This window comes from Butyricimonas sp. Marseille-P3923, from assembly GCF_900184685.1.
GTDB classification, from domain to species: domain Bacteria; phylum Bacteroidota; class Bacteroidia; order Bacteroidales; family Marinifilaceae; genus Butyricimonas; species Butyricimonas muris.
The window spans coordinates 1,004,311-1,027,736 of record NZ_FXXL01000007.1 but is presented as its reverse complement, the minus strand read 5'-3'; the positions used below and the strand labels follow the sequence as shown (position 1 = coordinate 1,027,736).

17 protein-coding genes are annotated in these 23,426 nt (G+C 44.4%); 6 read left to right on the top strand and 11 right to left on the bottom strand.

The features are described from left to right. Positions 1-4: 4 nt before the first annotated feature. Genes CS948_RS15860 through CS948_RS15850 form a run of 3 tightly spaced genes read right to left on the bottom strand, consistent with a single transcriptional unit; the run spans position 5 to position 3,295 of the window. The gene (locus CS948_RS15860; protein WP_141560968.1) at positions 5-706 is read right to left on the bottom strand and encodes a carbohydrate-binding family 9-like protein; all 702 of its coding nucleotides are present in this window, start codon (positions 704-706) and stop codon (positions 5-7) included. Positions 707-720: 14 nt separating this feature from the next. Then, positions 721-2,391: a formate--tetrahydrofolate ligase gene (locus CS948_RS15855; protein WP_099292657.1), complete on the bottom strand. Its 1,671-nt coding sequence runs from the start codon at positions 2,389-2,391 to the stop codon at positions 721-723. Between the two features lie 16 nt (positions 2,392-2,407). Then, positions 2,408-3,295 (bottom strand): hypothetical protein, encoded by an 888-nt coding sequence (locus CS948_RS15850; RefSeq protein ID WP_099292656.1) that lies wholly within the window; start codon positions 3,293-3,295, stop codon positions 2,408-2,410. A gap of 209 nt (positions 3,296-3,504) precedes the next feature. Here CS948_RS15850 and CS948_RS15845 point away from each other — a divergent pair, with 209 nt between their 5' ends. Beyond that, the gene (locus tag CS948_RS15845) at positions 3,505-4,782 is read left to right on the top strand and encodes a DUF2851 family protein (RefSeq protein ID WP_099292655.1); all 1,278 of its coding nucleotides are present in this window, start codon (positions 3,505-3,507) and stop codon (positions 4,780-4,782) included. 358 nt (positions 4,783-5,140) lie between these two features. On the opposite strand, the gene CS948_RS15840 is transcribed toward CS948_RS15845, so the two are convergent. Continuing rightward, positions 5,141-7,249, bottom strand: coding sequence for a M3 family metallopeptidase (locus CS948_RS15840; RefSeq protein WP_099292654.1), 2,109 nt, complete (start codon positions 7,247-7,249; stop codon positions 5,141-5,143). A 328-nt stretch (positions 7,250-7,577) separates the two neighbouring features. On the opposite strand from CS948_RS15840, the gene CS948_RS15835 reads away from it, so the two are divergent. The 5 genes from CS948_RS15835 (at position 7,578) to uvrA (ending at position 13,037) form a co-directional block, all read left to right on the top strand. After that, positions 7,578-8,831, top strand: coding sequence for a 4Fe-4S binding protein (locus CS948_RS15835; protein ID WP_099292653.1), 1,254 nt, complete (start codon positions 7,578-7,580; stop codon positions 8,829-8,831). 99 nt (positions 8,832-8,930) lie between these two features. Next, positions 8,931-9,173 carry a 50S ribosomal protein L28 gene (rpmB, locus tag CS948_RS15830; protein ID WP_099292652.1) on the top strand — a complete coding sequence of 81 codons (243 nt, stop codon included), beginning with the start codon at positions 8,931-8,933 and terminating at the stop codon, positions 9,171-9,173. An 11-nt stretch (positions 9,174-9,184) separates the two neighbouring features. Further along, positions 9,185-9,373 carry a 50S ribosomal protein L33 gene (gene rpmG / locus CS948_RS15825; RefSeq protein ID WP_018336620.1) on the top strand — a complete coding sequence of 63 codons (189 nt, stop codon included), beginning with the start codon at positions 9,185-9,187 and terminating at the stop codon, positions 9,371-9,373. Positions 9,374-9,380: 7 nt separating this feature from the next. Next, on the top strand, positions 9,381-9,533 hold the full coding sequence (locus tag CS948_RS15820) for a DUF4295 domain-containing protein (RefSeq protein ID WP_099292651.1): 153 nt from the start codon (positions 9,381-9,383) through the stop codon (positions 9,531-9,533). Between the two features lie 669 nt (positions 9,534-10,202). Further along, the gene (uvrA, locus tag CS948_RS15815; protein WP_099292650.1) at positions 10,203-13,037 is read left to right on the top strand and encodes an excinuclease ABC subunit UvrA; all 2,835 of its coding nucleotides are present in this window, start codon (positions 10,203-10,205) and stop codon (positions 13,035-13,037) included. Between the two features lies 1 nt (position 13,038). On the opposite strand, the gene lepB is transcribed toward uvrA, so the two are convergent. The 7 genes from lepB to CS948_RS15780 form a co-directional block, all read right to left on the bottom strand. Beyond that, positions 13,039-13,896 carry a signal peptidase I gene (gene lepB, locus CS948_RS15810; protein ID WP_099292649.1) on the bottom strand — a complete coding sequence of 286 codons (858 nt, stop codon included), beginning with the start codon at positions 13,894-13,896 and terminating at the stop codon, positions 13,039-13,041. After that, positions 13,893-16,934: an efflux RND transporter permease subunit gene (locus CS948_RS15805; protein WP_099292648.1), complete on the bottom strand. Its 3,042-nt coding sequence runs from the start codon at positions 16,932-16,934 to the stop codon at positions 13,893-13,895. Before CS948_RS15805 ends, lepB begins: the two co-directional genes overlap by 4 nt. Positions 16,935-16,937: 3 nt before the next feature. Continuing rightward, positions 16,938-20,168 (bottom strand): efflux RND transporter permease subunit, encoded by a 3,231-nt coding sequence (locus CS948_RS15800; RefSeq protein ID WP_099292647.1) that lies wholly within the window; start codon positions 20,166-20,168, stop codon positions 16,938-16,940. A gap of 90 nt (positions 20,169-20,258) precedes the next feature. Continuing rightward, the gene (locus CS948_RS15795; protein WP_099292646.1) at positions 20,259-21,326 is read right to left on the bottom strand and encodes an efflux RND transporter periplasmic adaptor subunit; all 1,068 of its coding nucleotides are present in this window, start codon (positions 21,324-21,326) and stop codon (positions 20,259-20,261) included. Between the two features lie 15 nt (positions 21,327-21,341). Beyond that, a complete protein-coding gene (locus tag CS948_RS15790; protein WP_099292645.1) occupies positions 21,342-22,367 on the bottom strand; it encodes a BF3164 family lipoprotein in 1,026 nt (341 codons plus the stop codon). A gap of 58 nt (positions 22,368-22,425) precedes the next feature. Further along, complete coding sequence (locus CS948_RS15785) at positions 22,426-22,692, bottom strand: NVEALA domain-containing protein (protein WP_099292644.1); 267 nt, start codon at positions 22,690-22,692, stop codon at positions 22,426-22,428. Between the two features lie 69 nt (positions 22,693-22,761). After that, a complete protein-coding gene (locus tag CS948_RS15780) occupies positions 22,762-23,025 on the bottom strand; it encodes a hypothetical protein (protein ID WP_099292643.1) in 264 nt (87 codons plus the stop codon). Positions 23,026-23,426: the final 401 nt, after the last annotated feature.

The window sequence follows — 23,426 nt, the reverse complement described above, 5'->3', positions numbered from 1 at the left end:
CAGTTTATTTAAAAATGAGTGTACCGAAATGTTCCGGTTGGTGAAAGTCCGGTTTGGGTGTTTTCACGGGGTGCCATGTCACGAAATGCGGGTGTGGCAATTTGTTACCGCATTTGTGGATATTACCTCGGATGGTAGTACCCGGTTTGGGTTGGAATTTATGTCTGAAAAAAACGGTGTATGGTATTTTCACCATGAGCGACCATTGATAGTAGGCTTCGTCCGGGTTCTCGTTGTTGAACTTTATCGTGGAGTCACGGAGAATATCGCTATCCAGTCTGCGGGGTATGGGTCTTCGTTTCTCCCGGCTGGTGCCGAAGGCTCCCAGTACCGTGCCGATAGCGTTGAGCTCGATGTTGTAATATCCCGTGCATTTTTCCGGTTGTATGAAAAATTCGACGCATGAGTCTTCCCACACGGGAGAGCAAGGCGTGAGCGCCGTGGCACGAAATTCATATTCCTGCACGTCGAATTTCAAGAAAAGATGGTGTTCATTGTAGGCAATCCGGAAATAAACTTCCGGCTTGTATGGATATACATCCGGCCAATTGATTTCCTTCAAGTTTATTCGGTTACATTCTCGGTCTAGGTGATAGCTTAGAGCCTGTAATGTTTCACTACTCGCTACTTCCGGAAACTTTTTTATTTCAATGATATCCATGATATGAGAGAAAATAAGACGTGTCAGGCAATTTTCACCTGACACGTCGGTATAATGTTTTAGAACAGGCCGGTAATTTTACCGTTGTTGTCAATATCTATTTTTTCCGCGGCGGGAATATCCGGTAAACCGGGCATTCGCATGATACTACCCGTGATCGGTATGATAAATCCTGCTCCGGATGCTATCTCGATCTGGCGTACGGTAACCACGAAATCTTTCGGGCGTCCCAGTAATTTCGGGTTGTCCGAGAGTGATTTTTGTGTTTTGGCGATACACACCGGAAGTTTGTCCAGCCCGAGATCCATTACTTTCTTCAGGTCGGCTTTGGCCTCTGCCGAGTAGTCTATCGCGGCGGCACCGTATAGTTCTTTGGCAATGGTTTCAATCTTTTTCTCCACACTCCAGTTCCAGTCGTAGAGAGGTTTCATGCTGCAAGTGCATTGCTCTGCCACCTTGGATACCAGTCGGGCAAGGTTTTCGGCTCCTTCACCGCCTTTTGCCCAGACTTCGGCGACTTCCATGGGTACGTCCAGTGCTTTACACGTTTCGGCAAGGAATGCAATCTCTTCGTCTGTGTCTGTCACGAATTTATTGATCGCAACAACGGGGCAGATGTTGAATTTCTTCATGTTCTCGACTTGTTTTTCCAAGTTGCCGATACCTTTCTTCAAGGCTTCGAGGTTCGGTTCTTTCAATTGGTCGAGTTTCATTCCCCCGTGATATTTCAAAGCTCTCACGGTAGCCACCATGACCACGGCACTGGGTTTCAATCCTGCTTTCACGCATTTGATGTCGAAGAATTTCTCAGCGCCCAAGTCAAAACCGAATCCAGCTTCCGTGACCACGTAATCGGAAAGAGTCAAGCCCATGCGGGTGGCGATGATAGAGTTCGTTCCTTGCGCGATATTGGCAAAAGGACCACCGTGTATAATGGCGGGGTTGCCTTCCAGAGTCTGCACGAGATTGGGTTTGATGGCATCTTTCAACAAGGCTGCCATAGCCCCGTGCGCGTTTAAATCACGGGCGTAAATCGGTTTCTTGTCAAACGTGTAACCGATGAAGATGTTCCCGAGTCTGTTCTTCAAGTCTTCAAAGTCGTCCGACAGGCAGAGGATCGCCATTACCTCGGAAGCGGCAGTGATGTCGAATCCGGTTTCACGGGGAATACCGGCAGATGTACCGCCCAATCCCACGATGATGTGGCGTAGCGAACGGTCGTTCATATCCATTACCCGTTTCCATGTCACCGTGCGCGGGTCGATGTTCAACGAGTGGGTTTTGCTCTGTATGTTATTATCAATTAAAGCGGACAGTAAGTTGTGGGCTTTCTCGATAGCCCCGAAATCACCCGTGAAGTGCAGGTTAATGTCTTCCATGGGAACGACTTGTGAATATCCGCCCCCGGTGGCACCTCCCTTGATACCGAATACCGGACCTAGCGAGGGCTCGCGCAACACCACGGTGGCTTGCTTGCCGATGCGGTTCAATCCTTCCGTCAGACCGATGGAGATGGTCGTTTTTCCTTCACCCGCGGGGGTGGGGGAGATAGCGGAAACCAGTACCAGTTTTTTCCCGTCGATCTTTGATTTATCGATCAGGCTTAACGGTAGTTTCGCTTTATATCTTCCGTAGGGTTCCAGTAGATCCCTATCGATTCCTAACTTATCGGCGATCTCGTAGATCGGCTTTATCTGTATGGAATTGGCAATTTCAATATCTGTTTTCATATGCGTGTAGTTAATGTTATTTTAATATGAATTTTGTTGTCCCGATCTGTTGGTTGTCCGAGAACAAATCGGCAATGTATTCTCCTTTTTCCAGACTGCCGTCATTCGGCCAGAATATGGCGATTTCCAGTTTTTCGCCCTCGTACTCTATTTCGCGTCTAGCGGAATAGGTCAGCGTGGCGTTTTGGTATTTGAAAAATGATTTACTGGATGCTGCCAATACTTGTCCGTCCGGGCGGGTAATCCGCAAGTATATCATCCGGGGACCTCGTTTGGCCGTGATATTTCGGGCAAGCGAGAAGTCTGCTTTCAGTTGGAAACATCTTCTCAAGTTGGTTTCTTTGTCGTTTTTATTGACGCAGTACACTTTGAAGTTTTCAACGGATAGCGTACTTGCTTTTTCGAGGGTTTCCGCCAATTGTTCGGTTTTCTGTTCCAGTGTTTTATTCCTGTCCCGAACCCAGTCCATTTGTTTTTTCACCTCGGTGTTTTCCGCTACCAATTTCCGGTTCAGTTGGTTCAGCGAGTCGATTTGCACCACGTAACTTCTCAGAACTGTTTTCAATGTCCCGATTTCTTTCTTGTACCGGTTGATCTCGGCGTAAGAATTATTACGAAATTCTTTCATTTTCTCCATGAGCGAGGCTATTTTCTCCTGCTCGTGTGCCAATTTGTTGTTCAGTGTATCGTTATCTGTTTTTAAATTGTCGTAGTGATGACTCAAATCCGTCAATTCTTGTTGAAGTTCTTCCTTTTCGGCCGTGATGGCAACCATATTTTCCCGGTTTTCTTTTTTCTCGATCATGAAAAAGACAAAAAGGACGATCAGTATAGCGGACAGAACGCCGATGACGATGAGTAACGTCTTATCTTTCTTGCTTTTAATGAGTTGTTTTTCTTCCATATTTATATTCGGTTTTATGTTATAACAAAAGCTTGGTTATTCATTTCAACAAATATAGATATAAAACGTTATAGAACGGAGAAAGGATTAGATTTTATAAAAATTTAGCACTTGTTTTTTTGATTAAATTTTTCTAATATTGTAATCGGCGTTTTGAATATTATATTTTAAACCCTTGACAAAGCTATAATTTTAAACAGGGAGTTACTATGACGGAAGAATTTTTGCAATACGTGTGGGCGAATTCTCTTTTCACGAGCACGAGATGCCTTTCAACGAAAGGAAAAGAGGTGGAGATTTTGAATGTCGGTTTACAAAACCGGGATGCAGGACCAGACTTTTTCAACGCGAAGGTGCGGATTGGCGATGTCGTGCAAGCGGGAAACGTGGAAATTCATCAAAAAGCGAGTGACTGGTTTCGGCACGGGCACGAGAAAGACACGGCGTACGATAACGTGATTCTTTCCGTCGTGGCGGATGCCGACATGGAAGTGCGTGATTCTAAAGGCAGGGAAATAGATGCGATTACCCTTCGGTATGACGTGCGGTTATGGGATGAGTACATCTTTATGCAGGGTGTTCCCGTGGAACCTCGTTGTTACCGGAATTTGCGTCGTGTTGATCCGGTGCGTATGGATATGCTTTTCACGGGATATGCGATCGAGCGGCTGGAACGGAAATGCGGGGATATTAAACTGATGCTGGATGAAACACGGAATGATTGGGAAGATTGTTTTTACCGGATGTTGGTTCGTTACTGGTCTGGTAACGTGAATGCGGAGGCGTTTGCCCAGTTGGCACGGGATTTATCCTACAAGAAGATAATTCGTTGCAGTGATAATTTGTTTCGGGTAGAAGCCTTGTTACTGGGGTATTCCGGGTTATTGACGGGATTGGAACAAGAAGACGATTACACGATAGCTTTGCGGGAGGAATACGAGTATCAAGCGGCTAAGTTTCATCTGACCGCGATGGAACGGGCACGATGGAAGTATATGCGGATTCGTCCGACTTCTTTCCCGACGGTACGGTTGGCTCTTCTGGCGTCTTTAATGATGCGCTTCAATTTTTTGCTTTCCGCCGTGCTGGAAGCGGAGCATTTGCCGGAGGTGTATAAATTGCTGGACGTGCAGGCTTCCGACTATTGGGACTCGCATTATAAACCGGGTGTACCCGCCGCGAGGCAAGTAAAACGATTGGGAAATAGCATGAAGACCGTTATCGTGATCAACGTGATTATCCCTTTCCTTTTTATTTATGGCAGGGAGAGAAAAGAAGAGCGATATTGCGACAAGGCTATTCAATGGTTGGAAGAGTTGGAAGCGGAACGCAATCACGTGACTGAGGCGTGGACGAAACAGGGTGTCGAGTTGAAGTCCGCTTTACAATCGCAAGCGTTGCTTCAAATCAAGCGGGAATATTGTGACGCTCACCGGTGTTTGCATTGCAAGATTGGTGGAGAGGTGTTTCGAAGTGTCGTGAAATAATCAGCCGGGATACAATGGCTAGCCTGCCCTTGAACTAGGGGAAGTCTATATTTAGGGGTGGGTTTAAGGTGACTGTTAGGTGGCTTTTAGGCGGCATCGCCTACACTTTGCCCACACTTCGCCTGCGCTTCGCCCACGTTTTAGTAAACAATACGCTTTTTTAACATTCACGGGTGGTAATGTTTCCCGCGAAACAGAAGAGCAAGGAGATGTCAGTTTGCAGGTTACGCGAGGGGTTGATTGTAGGAAATGTATAATTGTGGGGTTGCCTGTCCCCGGGTTTTTCAAGGTATGGAAAAGGGAATGACCGATTTGTCGAGAGGTCATTCCCTTTGTACTGCTTATATATATGAAGGTGTTATTTCAACCCTTTTCTTTTCAATAAAGGCTCGATGGACGGTTCTTGTCCCCGGAAGCGTTTGTATAGTGTCATGGCGTCTTCCGATCCGCCTTTTGCCAGAATATTTTCCCGGAATGATTTTGCTTTTTCGGGATTGAAGATGTTTCCGGTTTCCTTGAAAGCCTCGAAAGCGTCGGCGTCCAGTACTTCTGCCCATGTGTAGGCGTAGTAGCCGGAGGAGTACCCGCCCGCGAATATGTGCTGGAAGTAGGGACTGCGGTAACGTACCGTGATTTCGGGAATCAGTCCGATTTTATCCAGCGTGGTTTTCTCGAATTCATTCGGGTTCACGAGGTCTGTCGTGGTACGTGTATGGTAAGCCATATCCAACAGGGCGGCAGCCATAAACTCGGTGGTGACGAAACCTTGGTTGAAATGTCCGCTCGCTTCCAGTTTGTCAATCAAGGATTGCGGGATTGCCTCACCGGTTTGATAATGGCGGGCGTATATTTTCATCACTTCGGGATCGGAAGCCCAGTTTTCCATGATTTGCGAGGGGAGTTCCACGAAATCGCGGGGAACGGATGTTCCGGATACCTTATTATATGTACATTGAGATAACAACCCGTGAAGCGCGTGCCCGAACTCGTGGAAGAGGGTTTGTGCCTCGTCGAAACTGAGTAGGGCGGGTACGCCTTCCCCGGCAGGTTTGGTGAAGTTGCACACGTTCGTGATGACAGGGGATACTTTTTTACCCAGCGCAGACTGTTTTCGGTAGGAGTTCATCCAAGCTCCAGAACGTTTGCTTTCTCTCGGGTGGAAGTCCATGTATAGGATACCGATATGATCGCCGTTGGCTTCTTTTACCTCGAACGCCAGTGCGTCGGGGTGGGGGACGGGAATTTCCGCTCGTTGCGTGAAGGTGATACCGAATAGCTTGTTGGCGGTGTAGAAGGCTCCTTCTCTCACGCTTTCCAGCGGGAAGTATTGGCGGAGTTCGTTTTCATCCAACCCGTACTTGCTCTTTTTCACTTTCTCCGCGTAATAACGCCAGTCCCAAGGTTGTAATTTGAAGTTTTTACCTTCTTTACGAATCATACGTTGAAGTTCGGCTGCCTCTTTTTTGGCAATCGGTAGAGCCGCTTCCCAGATTTGGTTGCACAAGTTGTAAACGTTCTCCGGGTTTTGTGCCATGTTATTGTCAAGGATAAAGGCGGCGTGGGTGTCGTAACCCAGCAATTGCGCTTTTTGTACCCGCAAAGAGGTCATTTTGGCGATGATTTCCTTGTTATCGTACTCGTTGTCGTTGTTGCAGCGATTAATGTATGCCTTGTAGATTTTTTCTCTCAAATCACGGTTGTCGGCATATTGCAAGAACGGGATCATGCTCGGGTTGTGGAGCGTGAAAACCCATTTGCCTTCCAGTCCGGTATTTTTCGCTGTTGCCGCTGCCGTGGCTATCACGTTGGCGGGAAGACCGGACAGGTCTTTCTCGTTGTCGATAACCAGTTTGAAGGCGTTGGTTTCGTTCAGAAGATTTTCGCCGAACTGCAGGCTCAACACGGATAACTCGCTGTTCAAGCGTTTGTATGTCTCTTTGTCTTCGGGGGAGAGGTTTGCACCACCTCGCACGAAGTCTTTGTAGTATTTATCTAATACAGTCAACTGTTCCGGGGTGAGATTTTCTTTGTTCCGGTTCTCGTACACGGTCTTGATGCGTGCGAATAGCTTGTCATTTAAGTTAATGGCATCCCTGTGGGCGGTTAGTTTCGGGGTGATTTCCTTGGCGATGGCTTTGATCGAATCATTCGTGTTGGCACCTTGCAGGTTCCCGAAGACGGAAGCTACCTTGTCGAGCATCTCCCCGGATGCCTCGAGGGCGTCAATCGTGTTTTTGAAAGTGGGTGCTTCCGGGTTGTTGATAATCGCATTGATTTCAGCTTGTTGCTGTTTCATCCCTTCCTCGTAAGCCGGAATGTAGTGTTTGTTTTTAATTAAATGGAAGGGCGGAACCTCGTGAGGGGTTTCGTACGCGTTGAAAAATGGATTTTCATTCTTCACTTGCCCTGATTGGCAGGATTGCATAGCCAATCCCACGCAACAAACTAAGTAAGTGATTTTCTTCATTCGTGAAATTTTAATTGGTTATTGATTAAGGTTTGCAAATTGTCATTTGCAAGTTACAGGTTGCAGGTTGGCAGGTTACAAGTTATGGTGTGACTTGAATTGACTTGCTACTTACAAATTGTAACGTCACGCGTTTGCATGCGACAAATATACGAAAAGTTTGCAAATTATCATTTGCGGGTTATAGGTTACAAGTATTATGGAATACCTTTTATTAACTTGTAACCTGCAAACCTGTAACTTGTAACGTCACGCATTTATGCGTGACAAAATATACAAGTAAATGATTTTCTCGCTATTTTTGTGTGCTTAATAAGATTTTGATGTTATGAGTGTAAAAGAGAATGTAGCAACATTTGTCACGAAGTTGCCTAAGGTTATATTATTGTGCGTGATTGTTTATTTGATTTCGTTGAATTTCAAGAGCGCGGAGGAGAACAAGGGAGAAGATGTGAAGACGGAAACAGAGGTTGTTCCCTTGGATGAAGTGAAGAAATATTTTCCCGCTTGCACGGGTATCGAGAAAGTCAGTGAGGTGCGTTATGACGTGAAGAATAGTGGGGACGTGATAGGTAAATTGATCGTGACGACGCCGATAGCCGACGATCTGATCGGTTATTCCGGGAATGTACCTTTATTTCTGGCCGTGTCCGGGGAAGACGTGATTTTAGGACTTACTTTATTAAATCATAGTGAGTCACCCGGTTTTATCCGTCAGATAACGAGGAAAAATTTCTTCTCGTCATGGGACGGTAAGACATTGGAGGAAGCGGCAGAGATGGACGTGGAAGCCGTTAGTGGTGCCACGATGACCACGGATGCCGTTCGGGGAAGCGTGAAGAAAGCGTTGAATTTTTATTTCGAGCGTGACGGGGGCGGACGGCATACGGATTGGTTGAAACTGGTTCGTCATGCTTTGGGGGGATTGGTAGTGCTGTTGGCTCTGGCCAGTATGTTCTGGGGAAGCCGGATGAAGAAGTGGCGATTGCCGTTACAGGTGGCTTCCATTCTGGTTCTTGGTTTTTGGAGCGGGTATTTCGTTTCGTTCGAGTTGTTGTTCAACTGGTTGTTGAACGGGATTCCTTGGGGGGCGCGTGTTTTATTGCCCGTGATCGCCGTGTTGGCGATAGTATGTCCTTTGTTTCTGAACAAGGCGTATTATTGTGCTTATCTCTGTCCGTTCGGGGCGGCTCAAGAAGTGATGGGAAAAATCCGCAAGAAAAAAATCGTCCCGAAGGGTATTTGGAAAAATATTTTCAAATATACCCGGGTTACCTATTTTATGGCGATCATCGCTTTGTTATTGTGGGGAATCCCGCTGGAATTGGCGTCTTTGGAACCTTTTTCCGCGTTTCTGTTGACGGCGGCATCGAGTTGGGTGATCGCGCTTGCCGTGGTATTTTTAATCTTGTCAATATTTTTTTCTCGCCCGTGGTGTAATTATTTTTGTCCCACGGGAGAGTTGTTGGATATTTTGAGAAAGGGCGATATAAAGGCAAACCCGGAGAGATGGAAGAAGGTGTTTCGGGAATGCTTGGTGTTGGTGATTTTCTTGGGAGTATTGTATTTTATCTTACAGTAAAAAAATATTGAAACTTTTTTATCAAAACACTTGATTGTTTGAATTAAAAGTGCGTAATTTGCATCCTGTTTGGAAAGCGTTTATAAAATATTGAGAGAGATGTCAAGAATTTGTCAAATAACTGGAAAGAAAGCGATGGTTGGTAACCATGTTTCTCACTCTAAGAGAAGAGTAAAGAGAACATTCGAGATCAACTTGTTTAAGAGAAATTTTTATTGGCCGGAAGAAGAAAGATGGGTACGTTTGAATGTATCAGCTGCCGGATTGCGCCTTATCAACAAGAAAGGTATCAATGCTTGCTTGAGAGAAGCTACTGCCAATGGTTTAGTTAAGAACGTATAAAGTAAGAAGAGATGGCAAAGAAGAGCAAAGGAAATAGAGTACAGGTGATTTTGGAGTGCACGGAGCATAAAGAATCCGGTATGCCGGGAACTTCTCGTTATATCACTACCAAAAACAGAAAGAACACACCCGAGAGAATGGAGTTGCGTAAATACAACCCGATTCTGAGAAGAGTAACTTTACACAGAGAAATTAAATAATTAAGCTATGGCAAAGAAAGTTGTTGCAACATTAAAAACAGCAGATGGTAGGGGATTCGCGAAAGTGATCAAAATGGTAAAATCTCCGAAAACCGGTGCCTATACTTTTAAGGAACAAATGGTTCCCAACGAACAGGTAAAAGATGCCTTGAAAAAGTAAGATTTTAAATCTTCATATATGAAAGGAGCGTCGTGAGATGCTCCTTTTTCTGTATATAGATAAAATATTTGTTCCCGTTGGAAAAAAAATTCGGTAAAAGAGTAACCTATTTGAAATCTCCCCGTAAAAGAACACATATTAGCGATCAAGACACAAGAAATGATTGCTAAAATTGAAAGAGTTAGTTTGAAAGATTGAAAAAATAAATTTCCTCGATTTTTTTTCGGGAAATAATGAAACCTTTCTTTTTCGGCGACGTTAAAGAGAGTATATTAGATGATGAACTTATGATTTATTTTTAGCTGTTATTAGATTGAATCATCTAGCATAAAAGAGAGGGGATAGCTTTGACTATGGTTTAAGCTGATTTTCTGAGAGAGTTCTTAATGGTACTGGAATATGTTCTACGGGACACCACGCACACACACCACACACACAGACGCACGCACACACACACATACAACATCTTTTCGTCAGTCCCAATATATTCCATTTAAGACTTACAGGGAATCCCTCCTTTTTTATTTATGATTTTAGATTTATGATTTAGTGTGTATATAACCCTTTTGGATTCATAGAATTTTTAACCTTTTCATTTCCAGTTTTCGGTATTTCCAATGTCAATTTTTAGTATCTTTGTAAGTCAGTTTTTAAGGCCAAGGAAAATTCATGGATTACAGAGAAGAAGATAGCAATATAGCCATATATGGTGCCAGAGAGCACAATTTGAAAAATATAGATTTAACGATACCTCGCGATAAGTTGACGGTAATTACCGGGTTAAGCGGTAGTGGTAAATCGTCGTTGGCATTCGACACGATTTATGCCGAGGGACAACGTAGGTATCTGGAAACCTTTTCCGCTTATGCCCGTCGTTTTTTGGGTGGAATGGAGCGTCCTGACGTGGATAAGATCACGGGATTAAGCCCGGTGATCTCTATCGAACAGAAGACGACGAACAAGAATCCCCGTTCTACCGTGGGTACAACCACTGAAATTTACGACTTCTTGCGTTTGCTGTATGCCCGCGCAGGAGTGGCTTATTCTTATGCCACGGGAAGCAAGATGGTGAAATATACCGACGAGCAGATTCAGGAGTTATTACAGAAAGATTTCGAGGGGAAGCGTATTCTTATATTGGCTCCCGTGGTGAAGGGACGTAAAGGACATTACCGGGAGTTGTTCGAGAATATGCGGAAGAACGGGTTTATTTCAGCCCGCGTGGATGGAGAGATACGGGAAATCACGATCGGGATGAGCGTGGATCGTTACAAGATGCACGATATTGAAATCGTGGTGGATAAAATCGTGATGGAGCAAGTTGACCAGAAGCGCTTGAAAAACTCCGTGGCGACAGCGATGAAGCACGGTAAAGGGGTGATGACGGTAAAAGATTACGAGAGCGACGAGATAAAATATTACAGCCGCCATTTGATGTGCCCGGACACGGGTATCTCTTATAAAGATCCGGCGCCACATACTTTTTCTTTTAACTCTCCTCACGGGGCGTGTAAAAAGTGTAAGGGATTGGGATACGTCAATCAAGTGGCGATGGATAAAATCATACCGGATGATTCGCTTTCTATTTATGCCGGGGGTATCCTGCCCTTGGGGAAATATAAAGGATCTCTTATATTTTACCAGATTGAGACGATATTACGGAAGCATGGTGCGGATATCAAGCAACCGATTCGGGATTTACCGGAGGAGGCTCTGACAGATATTTTGTACGGTTATCCGGGACAGTTCCGGTTAGAGAATGCCGAGATCGGGGTATCATCCAATTTCCTGACGACTTACGAGGGAATTTTGAAGTACGTGACCATGCAGGAAGAGAATTCCACTTCCAAGAAAGCCAACAAATGGGCGGAACAGTTTATCTCCGTGGCGACTTGCGATGTTTGTAACGGGCAACGGTTGAATCAGGAGGCTTTGCATTTTCGGATAAACGGGAAGAACATTGCCGAATTGGCAAATATGGAATTATCCGACTTGTACGAGTGGATTTGTGACGTAGAGGTACATTTGGAAGAGAAACAGAAACAGATCGCCGGGGAGATTTTGAAAGAGATTCGTACCCGCTTGAAATTCATGTTGGACGTGGGATTGGAATACCTTTCTCTGAATCGGCAGTCGATGACGCTTTCGGGGGGAGAATCCCAACGTATCCGTCTGGCAACGCAAATCGGTTCGCAGTTGGTGAACGTGCTTTATATTCTGGATGAGCCGAGTATCGGGTTACACCAGAAGGATAACCGGAAATTGATTCATTCCTTGCAGGAATTGAGAGATAACGGTAATTCCGTGATTGTCGTGGAACATGACAAGGAGATGATGGAGAATGCCGATTATATCGTGGATTTAGGTCCCAAGGCAGGACGGAAAGGGGGAGAGATTACGGCTATCGGAACTTATTCCGATGTGCTGAAAAGCGATAGCCTGACGGCGCAATACTTGAACGGGGAGAAGGTGATTGCCGTGCCGGCGGTTCGGCGCGAGGGGAACGGGAAGAAGATTACCTTGAAAGGTTGTACCGGGAATAACTTGAAAAACGTGAGTGCCGATTTCCCGTTAGGTAAGTTTATCTGTATCACGGGTGTGAGCGGTAGCGGTAAATCATCTTTGGTAAACGGTACGTTGCATCCGATATTGAGTGCTCATTTTTATAATTCGTTGACGACGCCGTTACCTTACGAGTCGATCGAGGGGATAACCAATATAGATAAAGTGGTCGTGGTAGACCAGAGCCCGTTGGGGAAGAGTCCCCGTTCGAATCCTGCCACTTACACGGGACTTTTTACTGATATTCGTAAGATATTCGAGAAGTTGCCGGAATCACAGATTCGGGGATACACGGCAGGGCGTTTCTCGTTTAACGTGAGTGGCGGGCGATGTGAAGAATGTAAAGGGGCGGGGGTGAAAACGATCGAGATGAACTTCTTGCCGGACGTGTACGTGCATTGTGAAGCCTGTGACGGTAAACGTTACAATAAAGAAACTTTGGAAGTCCGTTACAAGGGAAAGTCGATAGGTGATGTGCTGAATTTAACGATCAATCAGGCTGTCGAATTTTTCGAGAATCTGCCTCATTTGCAATTGAAGTTGAAAATGTTGCAGGATGTAGGTTTGGGATATATCAAGATCGGACAGCCTTGCACGACGTTGAGCGGGGGAGAGTCGCAACGTATAAAACTGGCCACGGAATTATCCAAGAAGGATACGGGAAGAACCTTGTATATACTGGATGAACCCACGACCGGATTACACTTCGAGGATATCAATATCCTTTTAGGGGTACTGCAAAAGTTGGTGGATAAAGGGAATACCGTTATCGTGATAGAGCATAATCTCGACGTGATAAAAGTAGCGGATTATATTATCGATATGGGTCCCGGTGGAGGTAAAGCAGGTGGTACAATCGTGTGTACCGGAACCCCGGAGGAAGTTGCCAAGAATAAAAAATCGGAAACCGCTCCTTTCTTGCGGGAAGAATTCGGTTCGTGATTCATTTTATCTTCTTGAAAAAACGCCGCCACACGTAATCTTTCGTGTACGGGTCTTTCGAGGTGAGAATGAAAGAGGCTTTGCCCACGATGAAATCTTCGGGGATGGGACCGATGTAGCGGGAATCACGGGAGTCGAAAACTTTATCACCGGCGATAAAATACCAGTTTTTCCGGAAAGTGTATTGTCGGATAAGGCTGTCATCAAGATAGATTTGTCCTCTTCTGATGTAGAGAGGGGTTTGGGTTTCGTGGGTGATTATTCTTTGATACAGGGAGTAATTGGACGTGTCGATCGGGATGGTACTTCCCGCGGCAGGGATGTAAAAGGGACCGAAATTTTGAATGTTCCAACCGTGACGGGTATCGAAAGGGAAAGCGCGGTAAATTCCGTCGGCATAATCTCCCCGGTAGCGGTGCAAGCGTTGTTGATCCTGCATATTGCCGTAACCGCTTTTGCCGTTCACGAAATTGATGCCTTCCCGGATAGACAGCGTGTCGCCCGGCAAGCCGATACAACGTTTCACGTAAAAAGTTTGCGGGTCCATTTCCCATTCCCCGTGTTGATTATACTTGGGAAAGTTGAAGACGATCACGTCGTTTCTTTCCAGAGAACCGTATCCCGGAACCCTTACCGTTTCCGGTCGTGCCCCTTCCAGAAAATCAAAGTTTTTATAGAAGCGTGCTCCCATGTACAGCTTATTCACGACAATAAAGTCACCCGGCTCGATGGTCGGGTACATCGAGTCGGAAGGAATACTGTAAAAATCCACGATAAAAAACCTCATGATAGCGGCAATCACGATAGCTAACAGGAATGCCCCGACGTATTGCAATATGTTCTTGACAACTTTTTTCATTTCTTTATGGAGATAAAAATACGTTCTAAATAGTAATAAAACAAGGGAATCACGTACAAACTGACTAAAGTCCCGATCGTCATACCCGCGATCAGGGTAACGGACATGGAGCGTTGTAATTGTGAACCGATATCATTTCCCCATAGCATGGGAACAATGGCCAGTATAGTCGTGAGGCTGGTCATGAGAATAGGTTTCAAGCGTCGTACCCCGCCCTCGTGAATGGCTTCTTCTAAAGGGACACCCGAACGTTGCAACCGGTTGATCGTGTCTATTTTCAGAATGGAATCATTGATAACGATACCGCTCATCACCACGATACCGATCATGGACATAAGATTCAGTGATATACCGCATATCCATAATACCAGCATGGTGAAAGCGATATCCAACGGTATTTCGATCAACAGGATCAAGGGTAAGGACAAGGACTCGAATTGTGCCGCCAGAATAAAATAGAGCATCAGTATGGCGACGATGATGACCATCACCATTTCCCACAATGTTTCTTGTCCGGAAAAATATTGCCCGTCGAATAGGGTGTTCAATTTCTTTTTGCCTGCTTCTTCACGTATTTGATTGATGATCCGGGCTGTGGAGTCACCGACATTATAGATATTCACGGGAACGACCACACCTTCTTTGCGACCGATAATACTCTTGTAATCGAGTTCTTTTTTCATGCGAGTCAAGGCGGCAACGGGAATATCCAGTTGGTCACCATTGCTCACGAACGAGGAGCGAATGATGTCCAGTATCGTTTTTTCTTCTCCCGATATGACGATCGGGACATAACGATTGCCCGTGTTGAGCTTCCCGATATTCATTTTGCTGATATTCTTTTCGAGTACATTAATCAGTGAAGATTGGTTCACTTTGTAGAGTGCCAGACGGTCGGGTAAAATTTCCACCACGATTCGTTCGGAAGTACTCGGTTTGTCTAGTTTTAAGCCCGGCATCAGGGAATCGATATGCTCGATAAAAGCGTTGATCGTGTCGAGTTCGACGATTCCTCTCCGGGATTCCCCGCTAAGGTAGACAATCAAGGGGACATCACTGTCTTTAAACAACTGCTCGAAAAGGTTATCCACTTCCTCGATATCCACTTTGGCTGCCGGGTAAGTGGATTTGATATAGTTTCTGATGTTTTTCACTGTTTTGTCCAATTCGTGGGCGTTTCCCGTGCGGATGTAAAATTCTGCCTCGTTCGTGTTTTGGTTCTTTTCCCGGTTCAAGAAAAATAATTTTTCTCCGGCGTGGCAACTGATCTCTTCACATTCTCCTTCAAAGCGTTTGATAATATCCTTTACCCGGGATTCGTTTTCTTCCATGTGAATACTTGCGTTCCAGTCCGTGCGGAGGATCATTTCGTTTGTTTCAATAACGGGCATTCGTTCCACTTTTAACTGCATGGCAATCATTGTTCCCGCGATTAACGTGATAAAACATCCGACAACGATCCATCTCTTGTGGTGGAAAACGACGTGAAAAATAGTCGTGTAATAGTCTTCAAGGTGTTTGAAACTGATGCGTTGTATAAAACGAGTGATTTTCCCCTCTCCGGCATTCCGGAACAAAAGGTGGAATACCACGGGGACTATCGTGATAGACACGAAGAATGAAACAAACAATCCGATGGCGACAGCCATAGCCTGATCGTAGAATAGAGCCCCGGCGATACCGCTCATGAAAATCAAAGGTACGAAAATGGCACAGGTAGTCAGAACCGACGAGAGGAGGGGAGTGATGATCTCGTTCGTTCCGTCCACGCAAGACTGGAGTAGTGATTTACCCCGGTTCCGGTGTTGATTGATGTTGTCAATGGTGATGATCGAGTTGTCGACCATCATGCCCACGCCCAAGATAAGTCCCGATAGAGAGATCGTGTTTATGGATATCCCGATGATTTGGAAGAAGAACATCGTGATAACCACGGATACGGGTATGCTGATGGCGATGATAAGTGGTGAGCGGGCATCCCTTAGAAAAAACAACATGGCTACCACGGCGAGCAAAATTCCTTGCCAGAGACTTTGGATGAGATTGTCAATCGAGTAATTCAACAACTGGGCTTGATCCCTTGAAACGGTAAACTCCACGTCCGGGTATTCTTCACGGAATTGTTCGAGCAAGCCGGTTACTTTTTCTTTCATTTCCGACATCCGGGCGTTTGATTGCTTGATAACGGCAAGGCATAGTGACTGGCGGTCGCCGTTGAAGAATATACCTCTTTTTTCCCGGGGACGTATGCCTATTTGTGCCACGTCTTTTATTTGTAACAGTCGTCCGTTGATGTTCAAGTATACTTCTTGCAGTTCTTCCGGCGACATGATTTGCGAGGCAAAACTGATGCTGTACTGGTAATACCCGTCTTTCACGGAGAGATTCCCGGATACTTGATTGTTGTTGTCTATTGCCGTTTTCAGTTGGTCTTGGGTTATTTTCAAACTTCTCAATTTTGTTTCGTCAGGCAGGATATAGAGTTCCGGGGAATACATCCCGCTGATATCTACCATGGCGATGTCTGTCAGTTGTTCCAGTCTTTTTTTCAACACGGCATCCGTGAACTCGCAGAATTCCAAGAATTTTTCTTCCGATTCGTATTCCTTCAGGTTGATGTTTATATAGAATACCGGGAGGTCGGACGTCGACGCTTTGATGATAGTGGGACGTTGTACTTCCTTGGGAAGACTGTTCACGCTGGCGTCCACTTTTTGATTTACCTCGATGAAAGCGTAATCGAGTGAGGTGCCGTACTCGAATTTCATGGTGATCAACCCGCTTCCTTCTTTCGATTCCGTCTGAATTTCCGTTAACTTGGGGATTTGCTGCAATTGGTTTCTCAACCCCGCCGTGATGGTGTTCTCGATCTCGCTGATAGAAGCGTTGTCCCACGTGTAATGAATGGTAATCTCCGGGATCTCGATATCGGGCATCAACGACACCGGTAACCGGAACGATGCCACGATTCCCAGCACGATAAAGGCTATCGTGCTCATAATGACTGCTACCGGGCGTTGTATTAGAAAGCGAACCATATTTTAAATTTTAGATTTGATGATTTTAGATTTTAGATTTCCTTGCTCGTTCTGCCCCTCCTTTTCATTTTCAACTTTTAATTTTCCATTTTCAATTGTAAACGTCATTGGTAAATATATAATCAGTACCGGAAGCGAGAATGCAAGACCACTCATGGTGCCGATTGCCATGTTTTTCCAGAAAGGATTGATCTCTCCGATGAGGAAAGGGATAAATCCCAGCAGGGTAGAGGCGATGGTGAGGAATATCGGGACAATCTTGGCGTTGTACGCTTTCAGGTAAGTCCGTATCCCTCTCGGAGCCCCTTGCCTTATCTTGTTGTTATAATCGTTTAGTATATAGAGTACGGCGTTTACCGACAGACCGCTCAACAGGATAAAGGCAGCGAGGCATCCTTCGTCGAATCCTACCCCGAAGAAATACCCCCCCAAGAAGCAGCCAATAAAGGAAATCGGGGTGATACAGATCACGAGAAGGGCTTGACGTAACGATTCCAGTAAAATGGCGCAAATGAAGTAAATGATCCCGATAACCAACAGGATATACAGGATGCGGGCATCGATACCCCCGATATCTTGTTGCCAGTAATTTCTCCATTCGTCCGATTCTTTTACTCGGAACCCCACGGGCATAGTGCGGTTCATGGCTTTTATTTCTCGCTCTTTCACCTTTTGTGACAAGCGGTAAGCCCCGATAAAATCGTATTGTATCTCGACTTCGTACTCTTGGTTCCTTTTGGTAATGTTTTCGAAATCTTTCTCTTCCGTGATGGTGCCTATATCTTGTAGGCGATACACCGATTTGTCCCCTCGCAACGGTTGGTTACGCACGTCCCACACGCTCGCTTCCACTTTTTTGTCCGGTCGGATATCAATGTTCGAGTATTCCCCGTTGATGTATGCCCGCGTGGAGGACGAACCGGAGTAAGTCAATTGGTTCAAGTTACCCAGAAGATTAGAGATGTCGGCGTTGTTGCGGGCGAGTTTTTCTTTATCCACTTCCACGGCAAACGCTTTTGCTTTTGGAGAGCGGTCGCTGCCGATATATAGTTTCTTCACCCGGATATTATTTTCCAGTCTTTTTTTCAGTTGTTGGGCGTATTGCAGTACTTTGCGGTAATTATATCCGATCACTTTCAGGCGTTCGCTCCGGATATCTTCTGACGTTTTGTTCGAGAATCCTTTGCCCACGCCGTTCACTTCCGAGTCCCCGTTTCCGATCGTGTTGGCAAAGCGTATCAGTTCGTTCTTCACTTGTTCCGGCGAACCGTCTTTCTCGTGTTCCGGTTTGAACGTGATGACCATCTCGGCTTTGTTTGCCGATGACACGTCCGAGGTAAACGCGGCGATGGATTCAAAGCCGGATAAGAAGTTTTCCAGTTTCCCGAAAGCCTCGTTCATCTGTTTGAGCGTGGCACCGTGGGGCATCGTCATGTCGAGCGTGAGTCGTGTCTTGCGGTTTTCCATTTCTTTCCGGCTTCGTGTCCACGCGTCACCCCCGCCTTCCATGAACAGGCGGAGAGAACCGCCCAGGATTTTGTCCGTGTAAGGTTTGAGCGTCAAGTAGGTTTCGCTACCGAAAACAGTATTGTACGTGTTGCTATACCATTTTTCCCGGTCTACACTCGATGGCAACAGGAACACGGGGAGCCCGAATCCTAGCACGGCGAGTATCACCGCTACTTTCCTGTATCTCCGCGTGAAACGGCTGAAACAGCTGTATCTCCGGTTGAAACGGACGATGCGTTTTAGGCGGCGGATGCGTCGTTGTTGATTTTTTTGTTTTAACGGTATTTTTTCCATCAGCGCGGGGACGAAAAAGAGTGCCACGGCAAGCGATACCCCCAAATTAATAATAATCACGGCAGAAAAGTCCCACATGCTTCTCATGATTGAACTGTCCATGTTAAAAATCACGCTCAACGCTCCCACGGTGGTCAGCGTGGCGGCAAGCACGGCAAGGAATGCTTTTCGGTTCCTGTGGTGACGGTAATGGTCGGTCATCACGATCACGCTGTCAATGACGATACCGAATGAAACCGTGATTCCTGCCAACGTGTACAGGTGGATTTCTATTTTGAAAAAATAGTAAAACACGAGAGCGATTAGTAAGTTTGCCGCCAGACAGATCGTGATAATTCCAAGGTAACGGAAATCTCTGCTCACGAGGTACACGAAGAGCAGTAATATCAGAATCGTGAATCCTGTCCGGTACAGAATCTGAGCCAATTCGTCCTTGATCTCCGTGCTGTTGTCCCGGATAAGTTGCACGGAATAGTTTGTCGGGAAACTTTCGGCGAGCCGTTTCATTTCATCTTTGATTCTTCCGGCGAGTTCTATCATGTTGGTGTTCTTTTCCGCATATACGTTCAAGTTGATCCGGTTCAGCCCGTTGATTCTATAATACGCTGAAGGGTCCCTTTCCCGGTAATCCAGACTCACGATATTTTTCAGGTAGATGATTTTCCCGTTGATCACTTTTATCGGGAGATTCATGATATCGGTTTTATCCTCGTCCGAGTTTCCCTTGAACACGAGGTAAGAGTATTTTTTTTCCGGCGTGATTTCAGTCAATACTTTCCCGGCATCATTCCTGTAATAGTAGCGAGAAATGGCACTTGATATATCTGATGCGGTAATTCCAATGTCGGCGAATAATTCCCGGTCATAATGCATCACCCATTCGAACGGGACAGCCCCCGTTACGCTCATGCTCTCCACGCCCGGCATGGTCGAGACGAGAGGGGAGATATGATCTTCCGCGAAAGTGGCGACTTCCTTCGAGTTACCCGGTCCCGTGAGCACGTAATTCATCAATAAACGCCGTTCCGATTCTGTCGCTTTCCCGTCATGAAATTCTCCGCCGCCGACAGCACTCACTGAAACACCCTCCGGCAGTCCCGGTGCCACCGACCGGATGATAGAGGACACGTATAATTTGACGGCATCTATATTTTCTTTTTCATCGATTGTCAGTTCAATTGTTCCGAACCCGTTACCCGTGGAAGAATGCAGCTCTTTCAGTCCTCGGATACGTGCCAGAGCACCCTCCAGTTTCGTGGTTACCTCCGTTTCCAGCAATTCCGGGTTGGCATTGCTCCACGAGAACGACACGTTCAGCTTGTTCGACCGGGACGACGGTTCCAGTTGCAGCGATAGCCTCGGGATCAAGCTGATTCCCAGTAGCATCATTACCACGAACAGGGTATTTATCGAAAAAGCTGACAAACGCATGGATTAATTTTAGATTTAATGATTTTAGATTTTAGATTTCTCTCCGCTTGCCACCGCTTCTTTAAATTTTCAATTTTCAATTTTCAACTTTCAATTGTCAATTGTCACGTTGTTCATGTGCGACAACCCAAGATTATTCTCGTGAATTACCGTGTCTCCGGGTACGATACCTTCTTCCACGCTGACTTCCGAACTGTTCTCGTAACCCGTGGTGACGTATCGCCAGATGGCTTTCCCCTTTTGATAGACGAACACGACTTTCTTCCCTTGGCGGGGCAATACTGCCGACTTCGGGACAATGATTTTATTATCTATCTGCCGTTTCACGAGAATACTCACGTTCATCCCGTCCACGAGCAAAGCTCCCCGGTTCCCGGTAACGGCTTTCACTTTCACCATTCCGTTCTCGTCAATCCGGGGATTCACTTCCGTGATTTCTCCTTTCAGCGTGTGTTCATGATTGGCGTATGGTGTGATTTCCACTTCCATACCCGCTTGGAGGTTGGATATTTCTGTTTCCAGCACGTTGAACACGACTTCCATTTTTGAATCGTCTATCAAGGTGCAGAGCGATTTATATGCTGCCGTCTGGTTATACGGTTTAGCTTCCAAGTCTGCCACGATGCCATCGAAAGGTGCGGTTGTCCTCACGAGTGAATACTCCCGTTGCGCTTTCTTGTAGGCGTTAATGCTGTTTTGATAACCGCTTTGCAGGTATATTGCCTCCATTCTCTTGGGAGGAATCTTCACCGTGTCCTCCAACGACTGCAATCCTTCCGATATCACGGCCAGTTTCAAGTCGAGATTCGCTTTTTCCATGGTAAGGCGTGCGTCTTCCAGCGTCTGTTGTGCCTTGTAATCATCCACGATGGCAAGTACGTCCCCTTTTCTCACTCGGTCGCCATTTTTCACCCTCACCTCTCTGATCATGTCCGCCACCTCGAAATTGACGGTTGCTTTCCGTGTCGCTTCCGCCTTCCCGTTACTGATCAATTCCAGATTAAACGGCGCCACTCGTGCCACTTGCACTTTCACCACGTGGTTTTCCTCCTGCTGTTCCATCTTGGCTAGTTCCTCTTCCTCTGTTTTTTTACTCTTACCATTACAAGCAAGCAAAAGGAGAGAGGCTACGATGGGTAGTATAAACTTGTAATTCATATAACAAACTATACATTATTGTTGATAAGGTAAAGAATAAGTGGTGACAATAGAACTTTCTTTATTAATATCAATGGCATATAAGGTTTTGTTTTGATTGTCCACGTTAATATAAGTTGCATAAGGAATTATATATTCTCGGATAGGTTCTCCCTCCCATGTGAATACGAATATTGAAGATTTTGTTTTTATTTCATCTATTTCTATATTTTCTCTATTATATAAAGCATATATGTATTTCTGGTCACTGCAAATAGCTGAAAAATACTCTTCATTTTCTTGTGATATGGTGACTTTCGTGGGATTAATGAATTCTTTATAGAAAATTGTTTTTAATAATTCTCCTTTATTATTTATTAAATCTATTCGGGGAAAATTGAAATAAGCTGATGCAACGTATTTTTTATCAGAATTGTAAGTGGACATTACTTGTGAAATAGGGAAAGGATTATAGCTTTTAGAAAATTTGATTTTTTGTGGGACATAATGAATAGAAGAATCATTCAAATTTAAAAGAAAGTGTCTACATTCATCATTGTCTTCTGTTCCAAAGAGTAATGTGTCGTTAATGAAAAATATATCTTTTAGGGGAAATCTAATATAATCAAGTAATGATAATGATTCTTCTATATAAGTTTTATCTTCTTTTATACTTAGGTCTATATTAATTTTCACTAATTGTGATACTGCTCGATCTAAAACCCATATCTTTGTTTGATTATTTTGATTTTCAAATTGGGAAAAAAATGCAGGTGCGATAAATTCATTTGAACCTCGTCCTTTTTTGCACAAATTAATACGTTTAATTATAGTATCTTTAGAGTAAATTGAAAAATGGTAGTCTGTTCTATGTGTATTACATATAAAATAGCGGTTAGTAGTTTGTAAACTGATAATACCCAATTCTTTATCAAAATATTGATTTTCATTTCCTTTTAAATGTATAGACGATGGAAAGTCGTTGATAATTATTGTATTATTCGGAAGTGATTGACAACTACTATATATAATAGAAACTAGTAAGTAGATAATCTGTTTCATCTTTATAGAATTAATGGTAATGCATGGCAAAATAATTATCTTGCCATGCTTGTTTTATTTAATGAAAGCATTTAGTGTAATTCCCTTTACCTTTTTCATTTTGGACTTGCGTACAACTTCCACAATCATAATAGGTATATCCAACTTTTACAACAGATGAATAATAACAAATGTTATAACTACTACTGCTTCCTTCACCACTTGCTAAAGCTTCAATGTTTTTCAATGCTAGATTTGTTGCGTGTTTTGATATATTGAAATTTATTCCAATACATACAATTATTGCCGCATTTAAGGTCAGGATTGTAATGATTATTTTTTTCATTATATATTTGATATTTCGTTCTATGTTCTTTTAATAATATTTCATGAAAATGCATGTCATATTATTTTCTTAGAAACATTTACTTTGATTTCCTCTACCTTTTTCGTTGTAAATCTTAGTGCAAGTTCCACAATCGTAATAAGTATAACCTGTTCTTACAACTGATTCAGAGTAACAAACAACAAAACCACCGCTTCCTTCACCTCTTGCTAGAGCTTCGATGTTTTTTGCTAAATACATATTAGCTTGCGTTGAAGTCGTGAAGTTTATACTTATACAAGCTACTAGTACAACACTAAAGATTGTAATTGTCATTAAAATTTTATTCTTCATAATTCATCTTTTTGAATGTATTCTTTTCTTTTTAAAACACTTCTAAATATAGATGACGTACATCTTTTTCCCATAAAAACACTATCTTCGCTTCACCTCCTTACTTTTTTTAGGAGAGGGCAGGCGATAGTCGGGGACGGTTTCTCAAGGTAGTTCCTGACGTCGCCTTTACTCTCGGTTCATATTTTTGTTTTCTGTCTGTAACAACGTTTCAAATATATAGCGAAAATTCGGGAAATAGTCAATAACAAGTTAAGAGAATCCTCATAATTTTTCATGGGATGGAGGATTTCTGCCCGGTTTCAGGGATGCTTAAGGTGATTTCCAGAATATAATGGACGTTTTAGATTTATTTTATAGAAATCCTGTTGATATGATTTCCCACTCATTTCCCATTCAAG